The sequence below is a fragment of the Bradyrhizobium sp. 33ap4 genome, from assembly GCF_032654765.1.
Lineage (GTDB): Bacteria > Pseudomonadota > Alphaproteobacteria > Rhizobiales > Xanthobacteraceae > Bradyrhizobium > Bradyrhizobium australafricanum.
This window is the reverse complement of the sequence record NZ_JAUMTJ010000013.1, coordinates 17,283-37,753: the sequence shown is the minus strand read 5'-3', so window position 1 is coordinate 37,753 and position 20,471 is coordinate 17,283. Positions and strand designations below refer to the sequence as shown.

Annotated in this window: 15 protein-coding genes; 8 read left to right on the top strand and 7 right to left on the bottom strand. The window is 59.1% G+C overall.

Going from position 1 to position 20,471, the window contains the following annotated elements; genetic code table 11:
- Positions 1 to 51: 51 nt before the first annotated feature.
- Entirely contained in the window at positions 52 to 246 is a 195-nt protein-coding gene (locus tag Q2M23_RS12030) for a hypothetical protein (RefSeq protein WP_316395711.1), read from the bottom strand.
- Between the two features lie 82 nt (positions 247 to 328).
- Here Q2M23_RS12030 and Q2M23_RS12025 point away from each other — a divergent pair, with 82 nt between their 5' ends.
- From Q2M23_RS12025 to Q2M23_RS11995, 7 genes are all read left to right on the top strand, one after another.
- Positions 329 to 1,078 (top strand): hypothetical protein, encoded by a 750-nt coding sequence (locus Q2M23_RS12025; RefSeq protein ID WP_316395710.1) that lies wholly within the window; start codon positions 329 to 331, stop codon positions 1,076 to 1,078.
- Positions 1,079 to 1,129: 51 nt separating this feature from the next.
- Positions 1,130 to 1,474: a hypothetical protein gene (locus Q2M23_RS12020; RefSeq protein WP_316395709.1), complete on the top strand. Its 345-nt coding sequence runs from the start codon at positions 1,130 to 1,132 to the stop codon at positions 1,472 to 1,474.
- A gap of 214 nt (positions 1,475 to 1,688) precedes the next feature.
- Entirely contained in the window at positions 1,689 to 1,886 is a 198-nt protein-coding gene (locus Q2M23_RS12015) for a hypothetical protein (protein ID WP_316395708.1), read from the top strand.
- Between the two features lie 555 nt (positions 1,887 to 2,441).
- Entirely contained in the window at positions 2,442 to 4,820 is a 2,379-nt protein-coding gene (locus tag Q2M23_RS12010; protein ID WP_245314014.1) for a TerB N-terminal domain-containing protein, read from the top strand.
- The gene (locus tag Q2M23_RS12005; RefSeq protein ID WP_316395706.1) at positions 4,817 to 6,148 is read left to right on the top strand and encodes an ATP-binding protein; all 1,332 of its coding nucleotides are present in this window, start codon (positions 4,817 to 4,819) and stop codon (positions 6,146 to 6,148) included. Before Q2M23_RS12010 ends, Q2M23_RS12005 begins: the two co-directional genes overlap by 4 nt.
- Positions 6,117 to 8,357, top strand: coding sequence for a DEAD/DEAH box helicase (locus Q2M23_RS12000; RefSeq protein ID WP_316395704.1), 2,241 nt, complete (start codon positions 6,117 to 6,119; stop codon positions 8,355 to 8,357). Before Q2M23_RS12005 ends, Q2M23_RS12000 begins: the two co-directional genes overlap by 32 nt.
- Positions 8,358 to 8,402: 45 nt before the next feature.
- Entirely contained in the window at positions 8,403 to 11,798 is a 3,396-nt protein-coding gene (locus Q2M23_RS11995; protein WP_316395703.1) for a TM0106 family RecB-like putative nuclease, read from the top strand.
- 96 nt (positions 11,799 to 11,894) lie between these two features.
- On the opposite strand, the gene Q2M23_RS11990 is transcribed toward Q2M23_RS11995, so the two are convergent.
- The 6 genes from Q2M23_RS11990 to Q2M23_RS11965 all read right to left on the bottom strand — a co-directional run bounded on the left by Q2M23_RS11990 (position 11,895) and on the right by Q2M23_RS11965 (position 19,195).
- Positions 11,895 to 12,104: a KTSC domain-containing protein gene (locus Q2M23_RS11990; RefSeq protein ID WP_245324891.1), complete on the bottom strand. Its 210-nt coding sequence runs from the start codon at positions 12,102 to 12,104 to the stop codon at positions 11,895 to 11,897.
- A gap of 15 nt (positions 12,105 to 12,119) precedes the next feature.
- Entirely contained in the window at positions 12,120 to 13,946 is a 1,827-nt protein-coding gene (locus Q2M23_RS11985; RefSeq protein WP_316395702.1) for an ATP-binding protein, read from the bottom strand.
- Positions 13,943 to 15,157, bottom strand: a complete 1,215-nt coding sequence (locus tag Q2M23_RS11980) for an SIR2 family protein (protein WP_316395700.1) — start codon at positions 15,155 to 15,157, stop codon at positions 13,943 to 13,945. Before Q2M23_RS11980 ends, Q2M23_RS11985 begins: the two co-directional genes overlap by 4 nt.
- Positions 15,158 to 15,225: 68 nt before the next feature.
- Positions 15,226 to 16,122: an exonuclease domain-containing protein gene (locus Q2M23_RS11975; RefSeq protein ID WP_069279557.1), complete on the bottom strand. Its 897-nt coding sequence runs from the start codon at positions 16,120 to 16,122 to the stop codon at positions 15,226 to 15,228.
- A 200-nt stretch (positions 16,123 to 16,322) separates the two neighbouring features.
- A complete protein-coding gene (locus Q2M23_RS11970; RefSeq protein WP_316395699.1) occupies positions 16,323 to 17,645 on the bottom strand; it encodes a DUF2130 domain-containing protein in 1,323 nt (440 codons plus the stop codon).
- Between the two features lie 497 nt (positions 17,646 to 18,142).
- Complete coding sequence (locus Q2M23_RS11965; protein WP_316395698.1) at positions 18,143 to 19,195, bottom strand: amidohydrolase; 1,053 nt, start codon at positions 19,193 to 19,195, stop codon at positions 18,143 to 18,145.
- Between the two features lie 156 nt (positions 19,196 to 19,351).
- Here Q2M23_RS11965 and Q2M23_RS11960 point away from each other — a divergent pair, with 156 nt between their 5' ends.
- The gene (locus tag Q2M23_RS11960; protein ID WP_316395697.1) at positions 19,352 to 19,942 is read left to right on the top strand and encodes a S1/P1 nuclease; all 591 of its coding nucleotides are present in this window, start codon (positions 19,352 to 19,354) and stop codon (positions 19,940 to 19,942) included.
- The last annotated feature ends 529 nt before the right edge of the window (positions 19,943 to 20,471 follow it).

The window sequence follows — 20,471 nt, the reverse complement described above, 5'->3', positions numbered from 1 at the left end:
CTTGCTAATCCTGATGTTACCCTCGAAGCACATGCCAAGAGACAAATGCTCTCACTGGCCGAGCGACATCGACATCGCCTCAAAATCTATCTCGATACCAACTTTTGGGTGATGCTTCGCAGAGCCGCCGCAGGCGAGGGACCGCAGATGGGCCTCGACTTGCTTGCGGCATTGGTGAACGGCGTCGAGTCGGGTGCCTGGATTTGTCCATTGAGTGAAAGCGCCTTCATTGAGCTGTTTCGCCACCGATCTCACCACGCGCCGTGCCACCGCCGCGCTGATGGACCAACTAAGCCTAGGTCTATGCCTCATTGAACAGAACATGCGAATGGCAACTGAGATCGGCCATCTGTTCCACGAAAAAAGCGGTTTCGATATCTACGAGCTGGACCAGCTAGTTTGGTGCAGGGTCTCCTACGCCTTGGGCTATCTTCACCCTCAAACCGACTTGTTAAGCCCGGAGATGATGCTGGCCCTGCAGAAAGGCGTGTTTGACGAAATGTGGGGCGCTTCGCTCACCGACATCGTCGATCAGGTTGCGAACCATGCTGTTCCCGATGAAGCCGATCTTAAGGTGATCGCATCTAACCTCAACCGTGAGAACGTCGCGCATGCCCACAAGATCAGGTCCTTCAAGCAAGCTTATCACGCGGAGGCAGCGGGAGTCGCAAGTCTCTTCGCAACTGTAATCTCAGATATCTTCGAGCAAATAGTCACGCGTAGCGGCACCGTCCCCGCTGGTGTCCAATTCATCGTAGACGACGCTACACAGAACAAGGCCGTTCACCTTGTCGCGCTTGCGCTCGAGAAGGAAGTCGCGCGTGACACGTTACGCTCGCTTCACATTTTGGTGTCGCTACATGCTTCCCTGCGTTGGGACAAACAACGGAAGATCGACGCACATGATCTTCTCGACTTCAATCATGCCGCGGCCGCGATCGCTTATTGCGACGTCTTCCTAACGGAAGAACCTCTTCGAACGATGGTTGAGCAGCGGCATCTTGGTCTACCTGAACGGTACAACTGCAAGGTTCGCTCATCGTTGGCAGGTGCTCTTGACTTGATTCGGTCAATATAGGGTACGGAGAAGCACGATGTCGCTAGCCTTTTGCGGTTTTTAGGAGAGCCGATGGTGCGTGTCTTTCCCAGCCAAGCCGTTCAAGCCATTGAAAACCTGATTGGCGCCAAGACAACCGATCTCGATGAACGGCGAATTGGTCATCATTTGATCGGGAAGGTCAGTAGCATCCTGACGTTGCTCGATCATGTGCCCGACGAACTTATCAATCAGCCGTTCAGCCTTATCAATCAGCCGTTCAGCGAGTTTGTCGAGTTGATTCAATGCAAGGAGGTGCTGTCAGCGGCGACCAGGCGGTGGGTCCCCGGGGGCATCGCGCCGGCGCACGCTGTGAACGGCAAGGACTCGGTAGAGCGGATCCGAAGGCTCTTGGCGCAATGCCAGGATAATCTCTAGCCTCCCGAGCCTGAGTTGCCGTTCATGAAGGACGTCGGTCTTCGCGAAGGCATTCAGTCGCAAATTGCGACGGCTTGGAATGGGTACCAAACGCGGGACTGGCTGTCAGCCACGACTTTCGCTGGAGCCTCGATGGAAGGAGTTCTGCTGTGGGCTCTGAAGCAAAAGGACGCACAGAGCAAAAGGTTCCCTGGATGACCTCGCGCTAACTGATATGATCGACCTTGCCGCCAAGCACAAGGTCGTGTCGGAAGCCACGGCTGCGATTGCACATCAGTCGAAAGATGCGCGGAACCTCATCCACCCAGGCAAAGTGGCACGGGAAGGGGCGTCCTGCACCAAGGCCTCTGCGCTAACCGCAATGGCGGGCCTCTACCGTGTCATTCAGGATGTGAAGGCAGCAATTGCTTAAAGCACAAAAGCTGTTTCGAGCAGGTAGTGGAGCTTCGGGTCCGGTAGCGGAGGGCGGGCCGGCCCCGGTCTCAAGCTCTCAATCTATCGGTGGCAGTCGGTCAGCATATCCCCTTTGGCCCGCGTGAACTTTAGGCCGCGTGGACCGTACTCGTACGGTCTCCCCTAGCATGCGAAGTGGGAACGGGCGGCCCTTTTGGGCGCTGTTTCTTTCGCCAAGCCAGATCGAATGTTATTTTTTTTCGTTAGTTAAATCAATCACTTGAATGGCGTTTGGGTTCGGCCGCGCTTTAGTTGACTGTCGAGCATGCCGGGCCCTCGTTCGCGGAGGCACCAGCCGTACCCAGTTCGCGCGGCCTTCCCCAAGCTTTCCCATTCCTTCGCGCTGCTCGATTCGCGAAAGCCGCTTTTGTCTGCGGCCAGCACGTAAGATCGCGGGCTACGACCTTGGGCGATTGTACTTCCCCGCTGTCACACGCTATTGCTGAACGAACGGACGGCGGCATCTTGGACTGACGGAGATATGGGGCGGCGCAGGGGCGGGTCTTCGGCAGGAATGGGCTTGCTGATCGTGCTGGTCGTGCTCTACGCGGCTCTCAGCGCGGCCTACCGTTTTGTCATGGAAAACTTGGCTGCGGTCGTGACCGTATGTGCGGTGTCCGGTTTGATTTTACTCCTCGTCTACCTGCTCTCAAGGGGCGACCGGAAGAAGACCACGACCGATCAACACAGCGTACAGCGCACTCCTGCGCCTCTTGCTCAACCAGGTGAGGAGGACGTCGAGCAAATTCCCTCGGCGGCTGCTCGGACGCGCCGGAGTCCAGGATCGGCCAGATGGGTGCCGCCAGGACAGCCGGTCACCATCCAGGGCGTCACTATCAGCGCCGGACGGTTTTATCTTGGAGAAGCTCTCTTCTTCGAAGGACACGAAATCGACGGCTACGTCGTCAATCCAAAGCTCACCGCAGTGGCGTCGAGGCCGGATGTTAGCGGCGATTCCATGCCGTACTGGCCATCCTATGCAGACGTTCCGCCAGCGTCGCGGCGGGCGTTCCTCGATTGGATGTCGACCGATCGGCGCGCTGATTCATACGGCATCGGCCACGTGTTTGTGTTCTTCTACGGACTAGAGCACAGACTCTTCGTCGACCGGGACCTCGCGAGTGCGCCGGACTTCATCGCCGAGGTCGAGAGGCTACTTTCGACCCGTGTCGATAGCGAATCCTTTCAAAGCTACGGAAGGCGGTTCGTGGAGGTCGCACGATGTGCCGCCGGCATACCGCTCGACGTTCCACAACCATCGGCGGAGCGGTCGCACTCTGCCGATATGGACCTTTCGGTACGCCTCCATCTTGGGCGACGTCTTGCGCAATCGCCGACCGTCCCGTCGGAGGATGCACTTCTCTGGGCTCTGGCATTGCCGGATGTGTATCTACGAACGGCGGCCGTACGATGCTTCGATGAATTCGTGGTCTTATGGCATCTGCGCTTCCGCAATGCGCTCCCGGACGGCTTCCGTGTCGCGACCTCCGGTAACGTCGACCTTCATTACAACGCCGCAAGTGGCGCGTTCCGGGTCTCGATCGATGGACCACATCGTGCCTATCCGGACGTCGTGAAGGTAACGACATCCCTCGAACCATTGAGGCGTCTCGTGCAAGAATGTACCGACGAACTGGACGGCTTCAGCCGGCTCCTCGGCCGCCAGCCCGATGCACGCAACTCGGTGCAGGCGGCGCTTCTGCTTCCGCCGGATCTCTTGTCCGAAGTCGGTTTCGAGGCGCTACGTCTGTTCGGTGAACGACTGTCGGAGATCATGGGCGGCCAAAACCGCGCGAGCACGACCATGGGCAAGATCCTGCGCTCTGCCAACTTCGAGCTTCCGGAGAATGGCAAGGTCTCATCTGGGCTCGCTGACCAGCTCGGACAGGTGCTCGACCGTCTCGATATCGCTATCGAGCCGGACCGACGGTTCGGCGGCGCCGTTCCGCAACCGGAGGATCAGATCTTCCTGTTTAAGGCGCCTGGCGGCGGACCGGTCGACCCAGAGCGCATGGCCTATCGGACGATGAAGGCCAAGGTCGAGGTCGCGGTTCTGGCAGCGGCGGCGGATGGCGAGTCCTCGAACGAGGAGATGTCGCAGGTGATCGCGGGGATAAGGGATGGAAAGGACCTGGGCGCGATCGAGCGAGCCCGTCTCATCGCGTTCGCCGTCACAATTTTCAACAATCCGCCGAAGCTGTCGAGAGTCATGAAGCGTTTGGCGGAACGGAGCGAGGCCGAACGGGAGGCCATCGCAGACGCCGCAGTCGCCGTTGTCGGGGGCGACCAGAACGTTCGACCGGACGAAGTCAAATTTCTCGAGAAGCTCCATAAAGCGTTGGGACTCCCCAAGGAACGCGCCTATTCGGAGCTACATAGGACCGTTCCTCGAGCCGACGAACCGGTGCCGCTATCGGTTGAGAGACGCGAGGCCGGCGTGCCGATCCCGAAGGAGAAGCCGGCCGCCGCAGCGGCTTCGGCGGCCGTGCCGCCTCCGGCTCCCGGCATCAACATCGATGCCGCGCGTCTCGCGCGAACGCAGCGGGAGACGGCCGCGGTTTCGGAACTCCTGGCGAACATCTTTGAAGAGGAGCAGGCGCCGACGCCGGTCGAGACGCCAGTGGTATCCGCCGTGAACAGGGCGGCATTCGAAGGATTGGACAACCCGCATACCGAGCTCGTCGAACTCCTCGAGCTGAAGGGGACGATCGCACGGGCCGAATTCGACGAGCGGGCCCGCGCAATGAAGCTCCTCGCGGACGGTGCCATCGAGCGCATCAACGATTGGTCCTTCGATCGCTTCGATGAGCCGCTGCTTGAAGAGGGCGAAGATATCATCATGGTTCCGCATATGCGGGACCGACTGGCTGAACTGAGAGAGACGACGGCATGAGCAAGGCGCCGAAGACAATTAAACCAAAGGAACGGGACACGATCATCCAGGCGCTCAGCGCTGGCGTGGTGCCACGCGTCGGTCTTCCGCACATTCAAGTCGGCAGAGCGGCGGAGATCGGAGCGTTGCTGCGTGATATCGACCGCATCGCGGATGGCGGGGCGACCGTCAGATTTGTAATCGGCGACTACGGCGCCGGTAAGACGTTTTTTGCCAACCTGATCAGGCTGATCGCGCTTGAGCGGAAATGTGTGACCGTTCACGCTGACTTGGCGCCCGACCGCCGTATTCACGCCAGCGGTGGCCAAGCGAGAGCGTTGTACTCAGAAGCCGTTCGTAACATGGCCACGAGGACTAAGCCCGAGGGTGGCGCCCTGGCGGCAGTCGTGGAGAGGCTCGTCACCGACGCAGTCAAGGAAGCCGGAGAGCGGCAGGTTCCTGTCGAGAAGGTGATCGACGAGAAGTTGGCGCCGATCCAGGAGTTCGTCGGTGGCTACGATTTCGCGACGGTGCTCAAGGCCTATTGGCGCGGCAGTGAGACCTCGAGCGACGAGCTCAAGCTCTCGGCCTTGCGTTGGCTGCGCGGAGAGTTTTCCACAAAGACGGAGGCCAACAAGTCGCTCGGGGTCCGGACGATCATCGATGATGACAGCGTGTATGACTCGCTGAAATCCCTCGCGTGTCTGACGAAGGTTGCGGGTTACGCCGGATTGTTTGTGATGTTCGACGAGATGGTAAATATCTACAAGCTTCAGAACGCTCAGGCGCACAAATCGAACTTCGAACAGATCCTTCGTATCGTGAACGACGCGTTGCAGGGAAACACGTCCAACATCGGCTTCGTCATGTGCGGAACGCCCCAGTTCCTGATGGACACTAGACGGGGGCTGTTCAGCTACGAAGCGCTACAGTCGCGGCTCGCCGAGAACCAATTCGCCACCAAGGGTCTCGTCGACCTCTCTGGCCCGGTCATCAATCTTCAGAGCCTGACGCCGGAGGATCTTCTGGTCCTTCTATCGAACATCCGGATGGTCTTCGCGGCAGGCGATCCGTCCAAATATCTGGTCCCCGACGAGGCGTTGACGGCATTCATGGCCCATTGCGATCAGCGGATCGGAGAAGCCTACTTCAGGACCCCACGGACAACGGTGAAGGCCTTCGTCCAAATGCTCTCCGTCCTTGAGCAGAACCCAGGCACGAAATGGCAGAATCTTCTTGGCGACGTGCAGGTTCCGGCCGACGTCCAGGGTCAGGAAGAAATGGTGCCTGAGGGTGGTGCGCAGCCCGGAGATGACGATGGACTCACCAGCTTCCGCCTCGGGACTTGAGGCGGCCTATCACCTGCTTCACCCCAAGATCCGTCGTTGGATCCGCGATCAAGGCTGGGACGAACTGCGCGAGATCCAGGCGCGCACGATTCTCGCCGTGCTCGAAGGCGACCGCGATATTTTGATATCAGCGACGACGGCAGCCGGGAAGACGGAGGCCGCGTTCTTGCCCATTCTGACCTCGATCGCTGAGCGAAGCGGGTCGGGCTTCTCCGTCCTCTACGTCAGTCCGCTCAAAGCCCTGATCAACGATCAGTTCCGTCGCCTCGAGGCATTGTGCGAAAGCATGGAGATCCCGGTCGTCAAGTGGCATGGGGACGCGCCGCAGGCTGAAAAAAAGAAGGCCATGAACAGGCCGGATGGCATCGCTCTCATCACGCCGGAATCGATAGAGGCCATGTTCATCCGCCGTCCGGCCGACGCAAAACGTCTGCTGTCGTATGCCGATTTCATTGTTGTTGATGAGCTTCATGCTTTCCTGCAGGGTCCGCGGGGACTCCACGTCGCAAGTCTTCTACGGCGCATCGACGCCATGGCGGCGCGACCCGCCAGACGTGTCGGGCTTTCGGCGACGATCGGCGATCTCGGCCAGGCATGCGCATGGCTGCGCCCGACCGATCCGGCACGCGTCGAGCCGCTCAAGGCTAAATCGGACGCGCCCGAATTGCGGCTTCAGGTCAGAGGATACGTCGAGCCGCCAGATCTAGACGATCCCGATCATGCGGAAGGAGCTGCGGTCGGTGCGGAGCAAGATGTGCCGCGCCGCATCGCGCTCGACTCGATTTCCGACCATCTGTTCGAGACGTTGCGGGGCGAGAATAACCTCGTTTTCGGTGGATCGCGGCGGACGGTGGAGTCGACAGCCGACCGCCTGCGGAGGCGTTCGGAGAAGGCGAACGTACCGAATGAGTTCTACCCGCACCACGGGAGCCTTTCGAAGACGCTCCGCGAAGAACTCGAAGACCGCTTGAAGGAGGGCAAATTACCGACGACGGCGGTCTGCACCTCGACACTCGAGCTCGGCGTCGATATCGGTTCGGTCAAGTCCGTTGCCCAGATCGGCGCACCGCGATCGTTGGCATCGCTGAAGCAGAGATTGGGACGCACAGGTAGACGGCCGGGTGCGCCGTCGATCCTGCGCATTTATCTGCGCGAGCCGAACATTGACAGGAAATCCGGCATTCTCGACCGGCTACGTCCCAATACGATTAGATCCGTCGCGGTGGTGCGACTTCTGCTTCAAGGGTTCGTGGAAGAGGCCCGCACAGTTCCTGAAATCGCTTCGACGCTCATCCACCAGATCCTCTCCGTAATAGTTGAGCGCGGCGGCATCGGCCCGAAGCCGCTGTACACCCTCCTATGCGGGCCTGGACCGTTCTCGGCGATCTCCGCGGCCGATTTCGCTGGGCTACTGCGCCATCTCGGTAGCCCGACCGTCCGCTTCATTGAGCAGGCCGCCGACGGGACGCTGATGCTCGGGCAGGAAGGCGAGAAAGTTGCCCAGTCGCGGAGCTTCTACGCGGTATTTGAGGCGAGTGAGGAGTGGCGACTGACGGTGGGCGGACGGACGCTTGGAACGTTGCCGATCACGTATCCGGTCCACAAGGACGGTCTGGTCGTGTTCGCAGGCCAACGTTGGATCGTGCAGGACGTCGACGAGCAAACGAAGACCCTGGTGGTCGCTCCCCATCCGGGCGGTGTCGTGCCCCGCTTCGAACCCGCGGCCGGCGAGCCGGCCCACGACCGGCTTGTCGCTGAAATGCGCCAGGTCTATCTCGCGGACGACGTGCCACCCTACCTGGATGCCAGAGCCCGCGATCTGCTGGCGGAAGGGCGGGAGACATTTAGAAAGCTCGAACTGGAAACGAGATCGCTCGTTTCGGAGGAGCGCGACCTCCACGTCTTTCTCTGGCGCGGATCCCAGGCGACCGCCGTTTTCAGCGCCGCGCTCGCGATGGCCGGGCTGCAATCGGGTGTGCACGAACTCGGCGTTTCGGTCTCCAAGATCAAGGAGGACGAAATGCGGCCGATCCTTTCGAAGCTGGCTAAGATGCAGAAGATCGATCCCGACGACGTTTCGGGATTCGTTGCCAACATCAAGGTCGGGAAATTCAGAGAGCAAGTTCCCGACAACCTGGCACGATCACTTTGGGCTAGACAGAACCTCGACAAGGTCACGGAAATTCCTGCCATGGCGGGTGTTCCATAGCGGCGAACCGCGGGTAACGAGCGGTCATGGCAAAGGAGTCACTCGATGCAAAAGATGGGTGAACGGCTCACGCTCAGTGCGAGCGACCTGGTCGGCCATCTGAACTGCCGATACCTGACCGAACTCGATCTCGCTGTGGCGAACGGCCAGTTGGAGAAGCCGCGCGTCTGGGATCCGGTGTTGGAGACCCTCGCCGAGCGGGGCGAGCTTCACGAGCAGGGCTACGTCGATCATCTCAACAAAAGTGGACTGACGGCGACCACGATCGATGGAATCGGCATTGATACGAAGTCACTCGCGGCTACCACCGAGGCGATGCTCCGGGGCGATCCCGTCATCGTTCAAGCGGCTCTCCGGTGCGGAAGCTGGAGCGGGCGCGCGGATATCCTTCTTCGTGTCGAGAGGCCGAGCCAACTGGGCGCCTGGTCCTACGCGGTTACCGACACCAAGCTGTCCCGAGAAACGAAGGCAAATACCGTCCTTCAGATTTCGCTCTACTCGGATCTGCTCCGCGAAATGCAGGGGCTCGAGCCGGATGAGGCGTTCGTCGTGACTCCGGGGACAAATTACGAGCCTGAGCGATATCGGGTCTCGGACTATGCCGCTTACTACCGACACGTGCGGGCAAGTCTGGAGCGGGCTGTATCCAATGGTGAAGCTGCATCCGCGTATCCGGAGCCGATCGAGCACTGCGAGATCTGCCGGTGGCGCCTCCATTGCGACGAGAAGAGACGGGCGGACGATCACATGTCGCTCGTCGCGGGCATCAGTAAGTCGCAGATCGGTGAGTTGGAGAGACACGGCGTCGACACCACCGCTAGATTAGCGGCGATGCCGTTGCCGCTCGAGTGGAGACCGGATCGCGGCGCGGCCAAGAGCTTTGAGAAGGTCCGCGAGCAGGCGCGGATACAGGTGGCGGGAAGGCAGGCGGGCCAGGTCCTGTACGAAGTCCTACCTCCGGTCGCGGGATTCGGATTGTCGCGCTTGCCGGCGCCATCGCCGGGCGACATTTTCTTTGACTTCGAAGGCGATCCGTTCGTGGGCGACGGCGGTCTGGAGTTTCTGTTCGGCTACGTCTTCGCCGACGTAGATGGTTCGGGCAAGTATGTCGGTGATTGGGCCTCCAATCGGCAGGAGGAACGCGCTGCGTTCGAGCGCTTCGTCGACTTCGTGACAGAGCGACTGAAGAAACATCCGGATCTCCACATCTATCACTACGCGCCCTATGAGCCGGCTGCGCTGAAACGCCTGATGGGACGTTACGCTACACGCGAGAACGAGGTCGACGATCTGCTCCGCGCGGAGATCTTCGTCGATCTGTACTCAGTCGTGCGTCATTCGATCCGCGCCAGTGTCGAGAGCTATTCGATCAAGAAGCTTGAGCCGCTCTATTCGTTCGTCAGAGCCATCCCGCTTGAAGAGGTCGGAGCGACGATGGCACGCACTCAGGCGCGTCTCGAGATGGCGGATGCGGACGATGTTCCAGAGGACGATAAAGCGGCCATCCGGGGCTACAATAGGGACGACTGCTCGTCCACCGAGGGGCTTCGGGACTGGTTGGAAAAGCTTCGCGCCGCCCTGGTTGCGGACGGCTCGGACATCGAGCGTCCGGCTCCCTCGGAGGCAGAGATCGGCGCTAAGCTCGACGATCGCCAGAGGAAGGTCGCCGCACTCGTCGCCCGTCTCACGGAAGGCGTACCTGACGACGTTGTCGAGCGGAGTTCCGAACAGCGAGGTCGCTGGCTGTTGGCGCACATGCTGGATTGGCACGGTCGTGAGAACAAGTCGGTCTGGTGGGAGTACTTCCGGCTGCGTGACCTATCGACGGATGACCTTCTTTACGAGCGGGATGGTCTCGCCGACCTCACGTTCCTCGAGCCGCGCGGAGGGACCGCGAAGGCACCCATCCACCGGTATTCATTCACTCCACAGGACACGGATATCCGGGCTGACGACGAGCTCAGGAGCGTGGGCGGCGAGAAGTTCGGGCGCGTGGTGGCGATCTCCCTCGACGACCGGACCATCGACATCAAGAAGCGAGCGGATACCGCCGGTCTGCATCCAGCGGCGGTATTCGCGCACAGCTTCGTCGACACTCAAGTGCTCGCCGACGCCTTGATGCGGATCGGCGAATACGTCGCGGATCATGGGATGGAGGGCGACGGCGATCATCGAGCGGCACGAGACCTTCTGATGACAGTCACTCCGCACCTGCGGAATGGCCAATTGCAGGTCGACGGGGAGGGCGGATTGGCCGCGGCGACCCGCATAGCGGTCGAACTCGAAGAAAGCGTGTTTCCTGTCCAGGGCCCACCCGGTGCCGGGAAGACCTTCACCGGCGCACGCATGATTCTGGCACTCGCGCGGCAAGGAAGGACGGTCGGGATTACGGCCAACTCCCACAAGGTCATCCGCAATTTGCTGGATGAGGTAAGGGTTGCCGCGCGCGAACAGGGGGGAGGCGTCGAATGCATCCAAAAGCTGCCTGACAAGGAGAACGACCTGCCAGGCCTTCGCTTCACAACCGACAACGCGGCGTTTCTTGATGCGTTGAACTCCGACCGCCACGTGGGCGGGGCAACTGGTTGGTTCTGGGCGAGGCCGGACGCAGTGGAATGCGTCGATGTGCTCTTCGTCGACGAGGCCGCCCAAATGTCGCTAGCGAACGTCCTGGCTGTCTCCCAGGCCGCACGAAGCGTCGTCTTGCTGGGCGATCCTAGGCAACTTGAGCAGCCGATTCAGGGCAGCCATCCCGACGGCGTCGATGTGTCGTCGCTTGACCACATTCTTGGTCAACACGCGACGGTGCCTGCGGATCGCGGACTCTTCCTCGCGGAGACGTGGCGATTGCATCCCCTAATCTGTGCCTTCAATTCGGAGATGTTCTATGAAAGCCGGCTGCATCCGCGCCCGGGTCTCGAAAATCAGGCGATCAGATCGGAAGGAAGGCTTCGAGGCGCGGGACTGCGGTATTTGCTGGTGAGCCACGATGGCAATCAGAGTTCATCGCCCGAGGAAGCTGACCGCGTTCGCGACCTCGTGGATGAGATCCTGCGGACCGGAACGACATGGATAGATCGGGCGGGCGAAGAGCGTCCGCTTGGCCTGGACGACATACTCGTCATAGCGCCCTACAACGCACAAGTGGCCGAAATCCAGGAGCGCATTCGCGGCGCCCGCGTCGGGACCGTTGACAAGTTTCAAGGTCAAGAGGCCCCGATCGTGATCTGCTCGATGACAACCTCCAGTCACAGCGATGCTCCGCGCGGTATGGAGTTTCTTTACAGCGCCAATCGGCTGAATGTCGCGACCTCGCGTGCGAAGTGCATCTGCCTGGTGGTGGCATCTCCGCGTCTGTTCGAAGCCGAATGTCGAACGCCTCGTCAGATGCAGCTCGCCAACGCATTTTGCCGATACCTTGAATTGGCAACGGTGATTTGAGCCACCACCCTCAGAAGTCAGCCAAGCTGGCTGAAGTACTCTGGTTGACCTATCTTGCGTCGGCGGGATCCTGATGGCGGCTACAGCCGACGCTGGTTATCCAACTCGGGAGAACGGATAAGCGTTCTTAATGTAAGCGTTCAAAAATTGTCCCTTCGAAGAGGCAGTCATGAGTTGTTCGTAGAGCGCAGCCCCAACGTTATAGTACTGGTAGATGGCCCCCGAGATGAACTCGACCTCAAGGGTTTCGGACGCGGAGTCGTAGCCCAGCGATGAAATGTTGGTCGATGCCACTGGCTCGCGCATCATCTTGTTTGTCTCCTACTCTTCATCATCATCCACTTTCTCTCGATTGATCTTGAGATCTCGGACGACCGCCGTCGTCCGCTGAGCACGCCAGGACGCCACTACACGATCGTATCCTTCCGCTACTCGGCGACTCCGCCACGCATCGCTCACGGCCGGATCGTGGCTATTCGGCCGATACTCCCGTCGCGGAAGGAAAACCCGGCATCTGACCGGCAGTCGCGCTGCCTCCCCAGCAATGATCGCTTCTCCCGTCCGCAGTACTGGTAGGAGATCCATCAAGCCAGACAGATTATCGGGGAGGGCGCCCTTCACTCGCGCACGGTCAGTCGGGTTTGAAAGCCTTAGTGCGATTAAGGTGCCGCACTGCGAGAGGACGGTTTCATCGATCTCAGCGGGGCGTTGGGAAACGAGCATCGCGCCTACGCCGTATTTTCGTCCTTCCTTCGCAATTCGCTTGACCATCTCTGCGGCAACGTTGCCGCTTTCAGGTGACACGTAACGGTGTGCTTCTTCCATGACGACGAGCAATGGTCGGAGGACGCCTCCTTCCGTCTTCTCGCGGCTCCAATAGAGAGCCTCGTATATAATTCGAAGAATGGAGCCGATTAGTCTGACTAAGACCGCGCTTGGGACCCCCGAAAGGTCGAGTACCGTCAGAGGCTTTTCATGGCCGAGCCACCCCTGGATCAACGTATCGAGGTCTTGAGCGGTGACCCCCTTTAAGTCAGGATCCCAAGGGCCGGGGTGCAGGATGAAGTCGAACCGCCGGTCCAGCATCCGCGATCGGAGGAGATTCAGCTGCCTCCGAATGCCCCGCGCGGATTGATTGAGGAACGGTCCCGCAGCGCCCATTGCATGCGGCTTGTACTTGGGTGGCGTCAATGACGTCGGATCACCAGGGTTCTCCAACGCCGGCTGATCGCGCTGCTGTCCGGTGAACGTCGTTGTTTCGAAATCAATGAGTTCATACCAAAGTCGATTCAGCGAAAACGGAACAGGGCTATCGACGGTCAACGAACTTGGATCGAGGCCCGGCAAAGCAACGCTGCTGACCCTCTCTTCCTTTAGTTCCTGAATTTTGTCGGTGAAGGCGATTGTCTGGTTGTCGTTGAGTTGACCTGCGATGAAGTCGAGCAATTCACCCGCCTCGAGCGCCCAAAATGGAACGAAGAGTGGCTCTTCGCCCGGCTGAGGCGTCGCACTAAATATCTTCGCCACGTCGCCGAGCGCGGCTCCATACTCGCCATGCACGTCGAGAAGCAAAATCCGGGCTCCCGACGAACCACCGCTCTCAGCCGGTTCGATGATTGAGCGCAACAGACTAGCAACCGTTGTCGACTTGCCAGACCCGGTAGAACCCAGGATCGCACTGTGGCGGGTTACGAGGCCGTCGAGTGAAAGCCTGATCGTAATGTTCTCCGCGCTCGAAAGCGTGCCGACCTTGATGTGGTCTTGCTCCCCTTTGCCATAGATTCTTCGAAGATCCCGCTCTGTTACGATGTGAACGGTGTCATCTATGTTCGGGTGCTGGCTCAGGCCTCGCTCGAACTGTTCTCCGATAGCCTCGCCGGCGAGTTCGACCCGCATCCAGCGGCCGCCTTCTATCTCCTCTATCGGAGTATTGGCCGGCGCTGCCGTCGCTCCAACCTCGGCGACGACCCCAAACAAATCTTGATAACCGAGCGGAATCCGCACAAAGCTGCCGACTTGCGCTACTCGATAGGTATGGCCGCCAATTATTGCCAAGCCCGACGCGAGAGACTCGGCGAGCTTCACGGTGATCGATGCACCAGAAACTGCGCTAACGCGGCCGAGATACGTAGGATCTGAACCTGTCATCCTTGGGCCGCATCCATTGCGTCTTGCTGCTCGATTATCTCCTTCGGCTTAGCCAAGTCGGGTGAATGAGACAGTGCGCAGAAGCGGCAGAAGCTCGCGAAATCACCGAGCAGGAAGACATCGGGGCCGGTGTCCCATCGCTGTCCCCAAAAGCTGGCTCTGATCTCCGACCAGTTTTTGGGAGGATCACCTGGCCGCCATTTGCCAGGCACTCCGCTGATCACCGCGCCATCGGCCGCGTAAATGGATAGGTTGGGGCGATCGAGTCCTAGTGCACAAGCAGCGTCTTCCTTATCGAGGCTCTGGAACTGAAACGCGAAGACGGCAGCGTTAGCGTTCATGGCGAGGGCCTCATCGAGCAACGCGCAGATATGAGCGTCTCGGAACGAGAACCCCGCTGTCAGAAGCAACGTATCTGGCTGAAGAAGGAAGTGCTTCAGACGCTCGAAGAGGGCCGCATATGGTTGCTTCTGAGTAAGATCGTATTTGAGATGATCCGGATAGACTAGCTCAGTGGAATCGTACCCGCCCGATCGAACCACGACGCCGTTTTCAAGCTTCCACCCGAGCGAGCCGTGGAGTTTCCATAGTCGAGACCAGCGCGGCGGCAGGTCATTGCCGGCGACCGTGACCGGGTCAAAGAAGGGGGCGTGCCCACCGGTGAAACCATCAAAATAGGGGACTTTGGCGGACTCGAATGCTTCCTCGAGGAGGAGGTCATAGTTCGTGGTGAAGATCTCCACTGGGTGGGGACGTTGTGTCCCGCTTATCCACGTGACCAACTCGTGGTAGGCGCATCGATCCTTGGGCAGTTTTGCGCCGACAATCGAACCAATAGCGTTGCACATGTGTGTGCCGAGCGTTCGGTATCCCTCACCATCGAACCCGTTAACAGCGGTTGTTCCGAGCGCTTGTTGTAGCAGTCGGACGCGTGATAAGATTGTCTCAATATTGCCTCCGCCGGGCAGCGCTTTGCGGATCGCGTCGGCGGCTATCTCATCCTGCCCAGCAAGGCTCTGGATCACTTGGTTCGTAAGGGCATCCACGCCGGGAATAAGTGGTTGACCATTCGGAGAGAGCTTTCCCGCCTCATCAACGCGGATTGAAAGCGGTGCGCCGGCGCCGATAAGCAAGCCAATTCGCTTCCGCCCCTGCGACAAGATCTGCCGAAGATCAGCCATAAACCGATCTGGATTGTGCACGGTATCCATATTATTTCCCAACAACGGCTAGCGCCCTGCGGAGGTGCGGACGCAAACTCAATCCATAGTCAGATGCGCTAAGCTTCCGCTGGACGCTGCACACTCTCGATCGCGCCATCTGCAACCATCAGCATAAAATCACTTTCGCCGACAATTCGAAGTGGAGTACCGGCCAGGATCATCTCCTCCGCCTTGCGGTGCTTCGAACTCTTCTCGTTTCCTTTGGTGCGTCGCAAGTCTTGGTCTCCGACCACGAGGATGGTTGTTCGCTTATTGACGCCATCCGCGACGTTGCAACCCGCGGCAGCGGCTGCTTGCGCGGCTACTCGGCGCGGAACATTGAGTTCGCCAGTAAACACGACGGTCTCACCTGCCAACGGTCCCGAGGGGGCGCCGCTGGTCGCAAATCGACCTGGAGCGCGACCTGATATGGACAGATCTACTCGCTTAAGCCAATCGTCCAACCCGTAGCCTGTGTCGGCGATTGCACGCAGCATCAGAAGTCCCGCCGCCCGGGCATCTTCAGCGGCGTCATGATGAGAAAAGTTAATGTTGAATTCGGAAGCTAGCCGAGCGATCCCGTAGCCAGTGCCATCGTTAAGCTGAGGCCAAGCGCGGCGAGCAACGCGCAAGGTATCCAACCAAACGCCCGGAAGCGGACCAGCGCCGCATTTTGTTGCCGCGCGAGTCATCGCCGTCCGGTCGAAAGGACTGTGATGGACCACGATAACATCGGACAGCGACGCTCGTATCGCAGGAAAGACCTCTCGCATCGTTGGCTTACCGGCGACATCTTCCGGACGGATTCCGTGTATTCCGATATTCAGCGAGTCGAATTGGTCTTCGGGGTCGACAAGAATCGTCAAGGATTTGAAAACATCGCTCGACCGAAAATGAACGAGCCCGATCGAGCAAATACTTCCGAGGTCAGCATTAGCCGTCTCGACGTCGAGCGCAATGAAATCAGTAGCCACGAATATTCCACCCCCAACCGACCTACATCATTCGGCAACCGGAGCGCGAGCACAAGTAGCCAATGGTTGAGTGTGGCCATTCCTGTCCGGAATAACGTGAGCCCAGCGCGTGGGGTGAAGTCGGTAGCTACCGTAGCCGCATCGTCAGTGAGAGCGAGATTGCCGTAGGCTCAGGTACTCTCAAAAGACTTGGCTTAGCTTCAACCAGCTGCGTTGGACCCTGCGTGAATTTCGGTCGAATTCTCCAGCAATGGCACTTCAAGGCTTGGAATCTGCGGCATCGCCTTACCAGCGATGGCCTGCAGATCACCGACCATCCCGACGGTGGATTCGATCATCGCAAAGATCTGAGCCTCGCGCTTGGCCCATAGCCGACCCATGAACTTGCGCTCCTTGTCGAGGTCTTCGCGCATATCGTTGAATTTCTCGACGACGGCTTCGACCCTCTGCCGGAACTTCGTGCCGGTCAAATATTGGTAGACTTGCTCCATCTTGGTCTGCTGTCCCTGCTGGACGTGTCGCATGCTTGAGACTTCAATCAAGGTCTGCCGCAAGGACACCGCAACGGGAAGGGCGTAGCGGGGGTGCGCTACCCACACACCGTCGACCAGGTCGAAGTGCTCAATGTGTTTCGGTAGAGCGTGGGAGATAATTAGTGCAATATCGGCGCCGCACCGTCGCTGATCGTCGCGCAGCTTGGCCAGCCAGCTATCGCTCCAAGCTTTGGTACGTTTGGACTCCCACAGGATGATGCCGGCGGACTGACTGATCGAGCCGTTGACCTGCTGAACTACGTCGGCGCCTAGCTCGCCTTTGCCAACCGGTTCAATCACATCTGTCGGGAAGCGGCCGCGGAGCAAGCCCTCGAGCTCGACCTCAAGTACTTCGCCCTGGGATTGTTGGGACCCTTGCTCGGCCTTGCGCTTTAGCTCCTCGATAGTCCGCGACATGGACTCGATCGTCTGGTCTTTCTCCAAGACGCGTAACCTGGCAGCTTCATCGGCTTCCTGCCGCGCCTTGAGCTGAATGTCAGCGATTGAAGCCTGAACACGCTTCTCAATGGTAAGATCAAGTTCGCGCTTCTCTTCGTCGAGAGCGCGCTGTTTGCGCATCAAGTCAGCCTGGGCTTGCTGCGCCTCGGCGAGTTTCGCGTTGTTTGCGGCGAGGCTCAGGCGAAGCTCGCTCGCTTCCGCCTCCTTGGCGTTTAACTCGGCAGCGGCCGCCTGGCGGGCCTTCTTGGCTTCGGCTTCGATTAGCTGGCCTCGCTCGGCCGAGAGCCGCTTTGATACCTGATCCTCGATCTGCTCGCGCGCCTTCGCCAGCTGCTCGCGTTCTTCGCGTAAAGCTTCGATCCTCCGGGCGATGTCTGCGTCCTTGTTGGCCAGTTGCTCCTGAAAGCGCCTGCGCGTTTCTTCGAGCAGAGGAGCTGCGAGCGACTCGGTGAGATGAATTTCGTGACTGCAATTCGGACAGTGGAGAACCGGCTGACGGGCAACGCCGGCCACTGTTGGTTGTAGGTCCATGAGCCCTCCTTTTGCCGCCGCCGGGCAAAAATGCGCGAGATCCGGTCAGCATAGCCTGCGCATGCAATCTGGCTTAGCGCGATTCCCAAGTCTCGGCCGATGACTGCGAGCAGGTGCACCAGCTTTTCCACCGAATCTAGCATGCGTTGGTTCTCGGATGACTTAGATTGACTTGGCTGCCGACTGAACGGCAATTGGGAACGACGGCCGTGCCCGCACCGGTGCCGCCGGTCACCTCCAGCTTCCGCGGATGGCGTTTTGATAGAAGGCCCGTGTCTGCCCACGGACGTGCATTCTCGTTGGGAATGAGACTTATTCGCTGGCGGTAGCTAGCGCGAATTTCCGTGCTCCGGCATACGTACGGTCGTGTCGGGTGACGACATTCGTCTCTGGGTCTCCGGTTTTCAGTTTGGCTGTTGGACTCTCACGAGCGCGGATAGCGGAGCTTGTTTCGTCACCTTCCTGGGGTCATGCGCGTTGCTCGGCATCAGGATTTGTCATCCGAGCTGTTGCTCGAATGGGATGCTGCTCGGTGCCAGCTTCGGTATGATGTCAGCGGAAAGGGCGAGATCGTTTACCGTCGGCGGCGAGCCGACGTGGAAGGTCCAATCGGCGGAAATCCGATTGGCGGCCGCAAACCGCGTGACTTCGTCATGCAACATCTGTTCGAGCGAGAGGCCCGTTGTTTCAGAAACCGGGTCCTCGAATGCTCTGACTGTGCCATGAATCTCTGCCGTGGTCGGAAGCGCGTTCGAGGCACAGCCGTCAGCCACAAACTTCGTAACGCTGACGACCAAAGGCCGATTTGCAATATCAACCCGGCGGGCCGGCAGGAGAGAGAGCTGCTGGACCAAGTGGGTCGCGAGCAACAATACATCGTCGCCCTCGTAGGGGACCGCAGCATGCGAGCCACGACCCGTGAGCTTGACGTTGAAATAGTTGCTGCCCGCAAGCGAAGGGCCCGGCGCCAGCGAGATTGTGCCGACCGCCAATCCCGGAGCAGAATGGGCCGCAAAAATCCGCTGCACGCCCAACCTAGGGAGAATACCATCGCGTACAATGTCGTCCGCGCCGCCCGGCGTCTCCTCGGCGGGTTGAAAGAGAAAAATGATCTTGCCGCTGACCTTGTCCTTCTTCGAAAACAGCAGCTCCGCCGTGCCAAGTAAGATGGCTGCGTGCGCGTCGTGCCCGCAGTTGTGCATTGGTGCTGGAATCGTCGACCGAGGCTGGTGATCGACCGGTTCATCCACTCCTGCCTCGAGCGGCCGGGCGTCCATCTCGGCACGAAGCGCGATCATAGGGCCTGGACGGCCCGTATCCAGAATCGCGATAACTGCCGTTGGTGCGCTCATCGAAGGTTCGAACGTGTCGAAGCCGATCTTTCGAAGGCGTGTTTCGATGAACTCATGTGCTTTGATTTCTTGCTTGCCAAGCTCAGGGTTCTGGTGAAGGAATTCGTACGTCTCGCTGACGGTTGGCTGTATTCGCCGGATCTCATCCGCGAGACTGAAGGCTCGGCAATCCAGAGTCCAGCTGGAATGGTCACCCAAAACGTTACAACAAATAATAAGGAATGCGACCTCCCGTCGAAGCGGATTCGGACCAACGATGGCGCGCAGTCGACTATCTTGTAATCGATACCGTCTAATTCGTGGCCTATCATTGCGTCCTCGCAGGCTTCGGAAAATTTCGATTGTACGCATAGGTTGAGCATTGACAAGCTCAACCTATGCGAGCTGGTTGAGGTTTTCATTATTTCATTTCGAGGGCGCCATATGTTTCGCGCTGCAATTCTCCTCAACTGCCTTTTCTCGCTCTACTCGAACGCCGTTTCGGCATGGGGATATCAGGGCCATCGCGTCGTTGGGTCGATTGCCGATCGGCTAATGAGCCAGAACGCCAAGTCTCACGTATCGGACGTCCTCGGCTTTGACCTTCGCATCGCCGGTCCATGGGCCGATTGTGTCAAAAGCGTCGTCCGGAACGATGACAACACATTCAGCTATAAGGAGAATCCGTCTCACCCCGAGTATGAGATCCCTTGCACGTCCTTCCGCACCCCGGATGAGCAGAAACGCATGGAGGACTACGTCGGCCGGAATTGGACTCAGTGCGACTATCCGCCCAAGGGCACGCCCCGTGGCTGCCACAATACTTATCATTTCGATGATGTCGCCGTTGAGCGCGACGGCTTTAGCCGCACTTATCAGGGGACCAATGAACATGATCTAGTTGGCGCGACCACTACGCCGACGATGCAACTGATCATGCGGCCGGTCCGGTTCGAAAGATTGTAAAAACGGATCTTCGGGGGAACGGTCCCGACCTACCCCGAAAGATTGGGGCCTACCGATCGTTCGTTCCGACGCGGGCAGATTTTGCAGCAAACACCATCGGAACACAGGAGACAGCTTGCCGGGAGGGGATTGATCTTCCTGTATTCAAGCTGACTGTCCAATCCGCGGCTCTATCGGAAGACCACCTGCTCGAGTTTCGCTCCCATATTTGAAGTTCACCCATTCGACAGTTATGGAAAAGTAAGCTGGGATCTTACGACTCTCATTCTCCAGTTTGGGCGGTCATTTTGAAACGCCTTGAAAAACAATGAGGCGTGTCTTACCCAAGCAATTTCGTAAGTCATTGAATTCGCTATCTTGTTTCAGTTCCCTAGGGAGCGCCAAATACGCGATATTCCACGACATTTTGCGATGTGAGTCCCGATCGGGAGTGTCAACCCGTCGATCGACTGATCTTGCAAGCGGTGGTGGGCAGCAGTCTTACCCCGGCTCGGTGACTGTTTGCCAGTTCTTCGGGGTTTCTTAGACG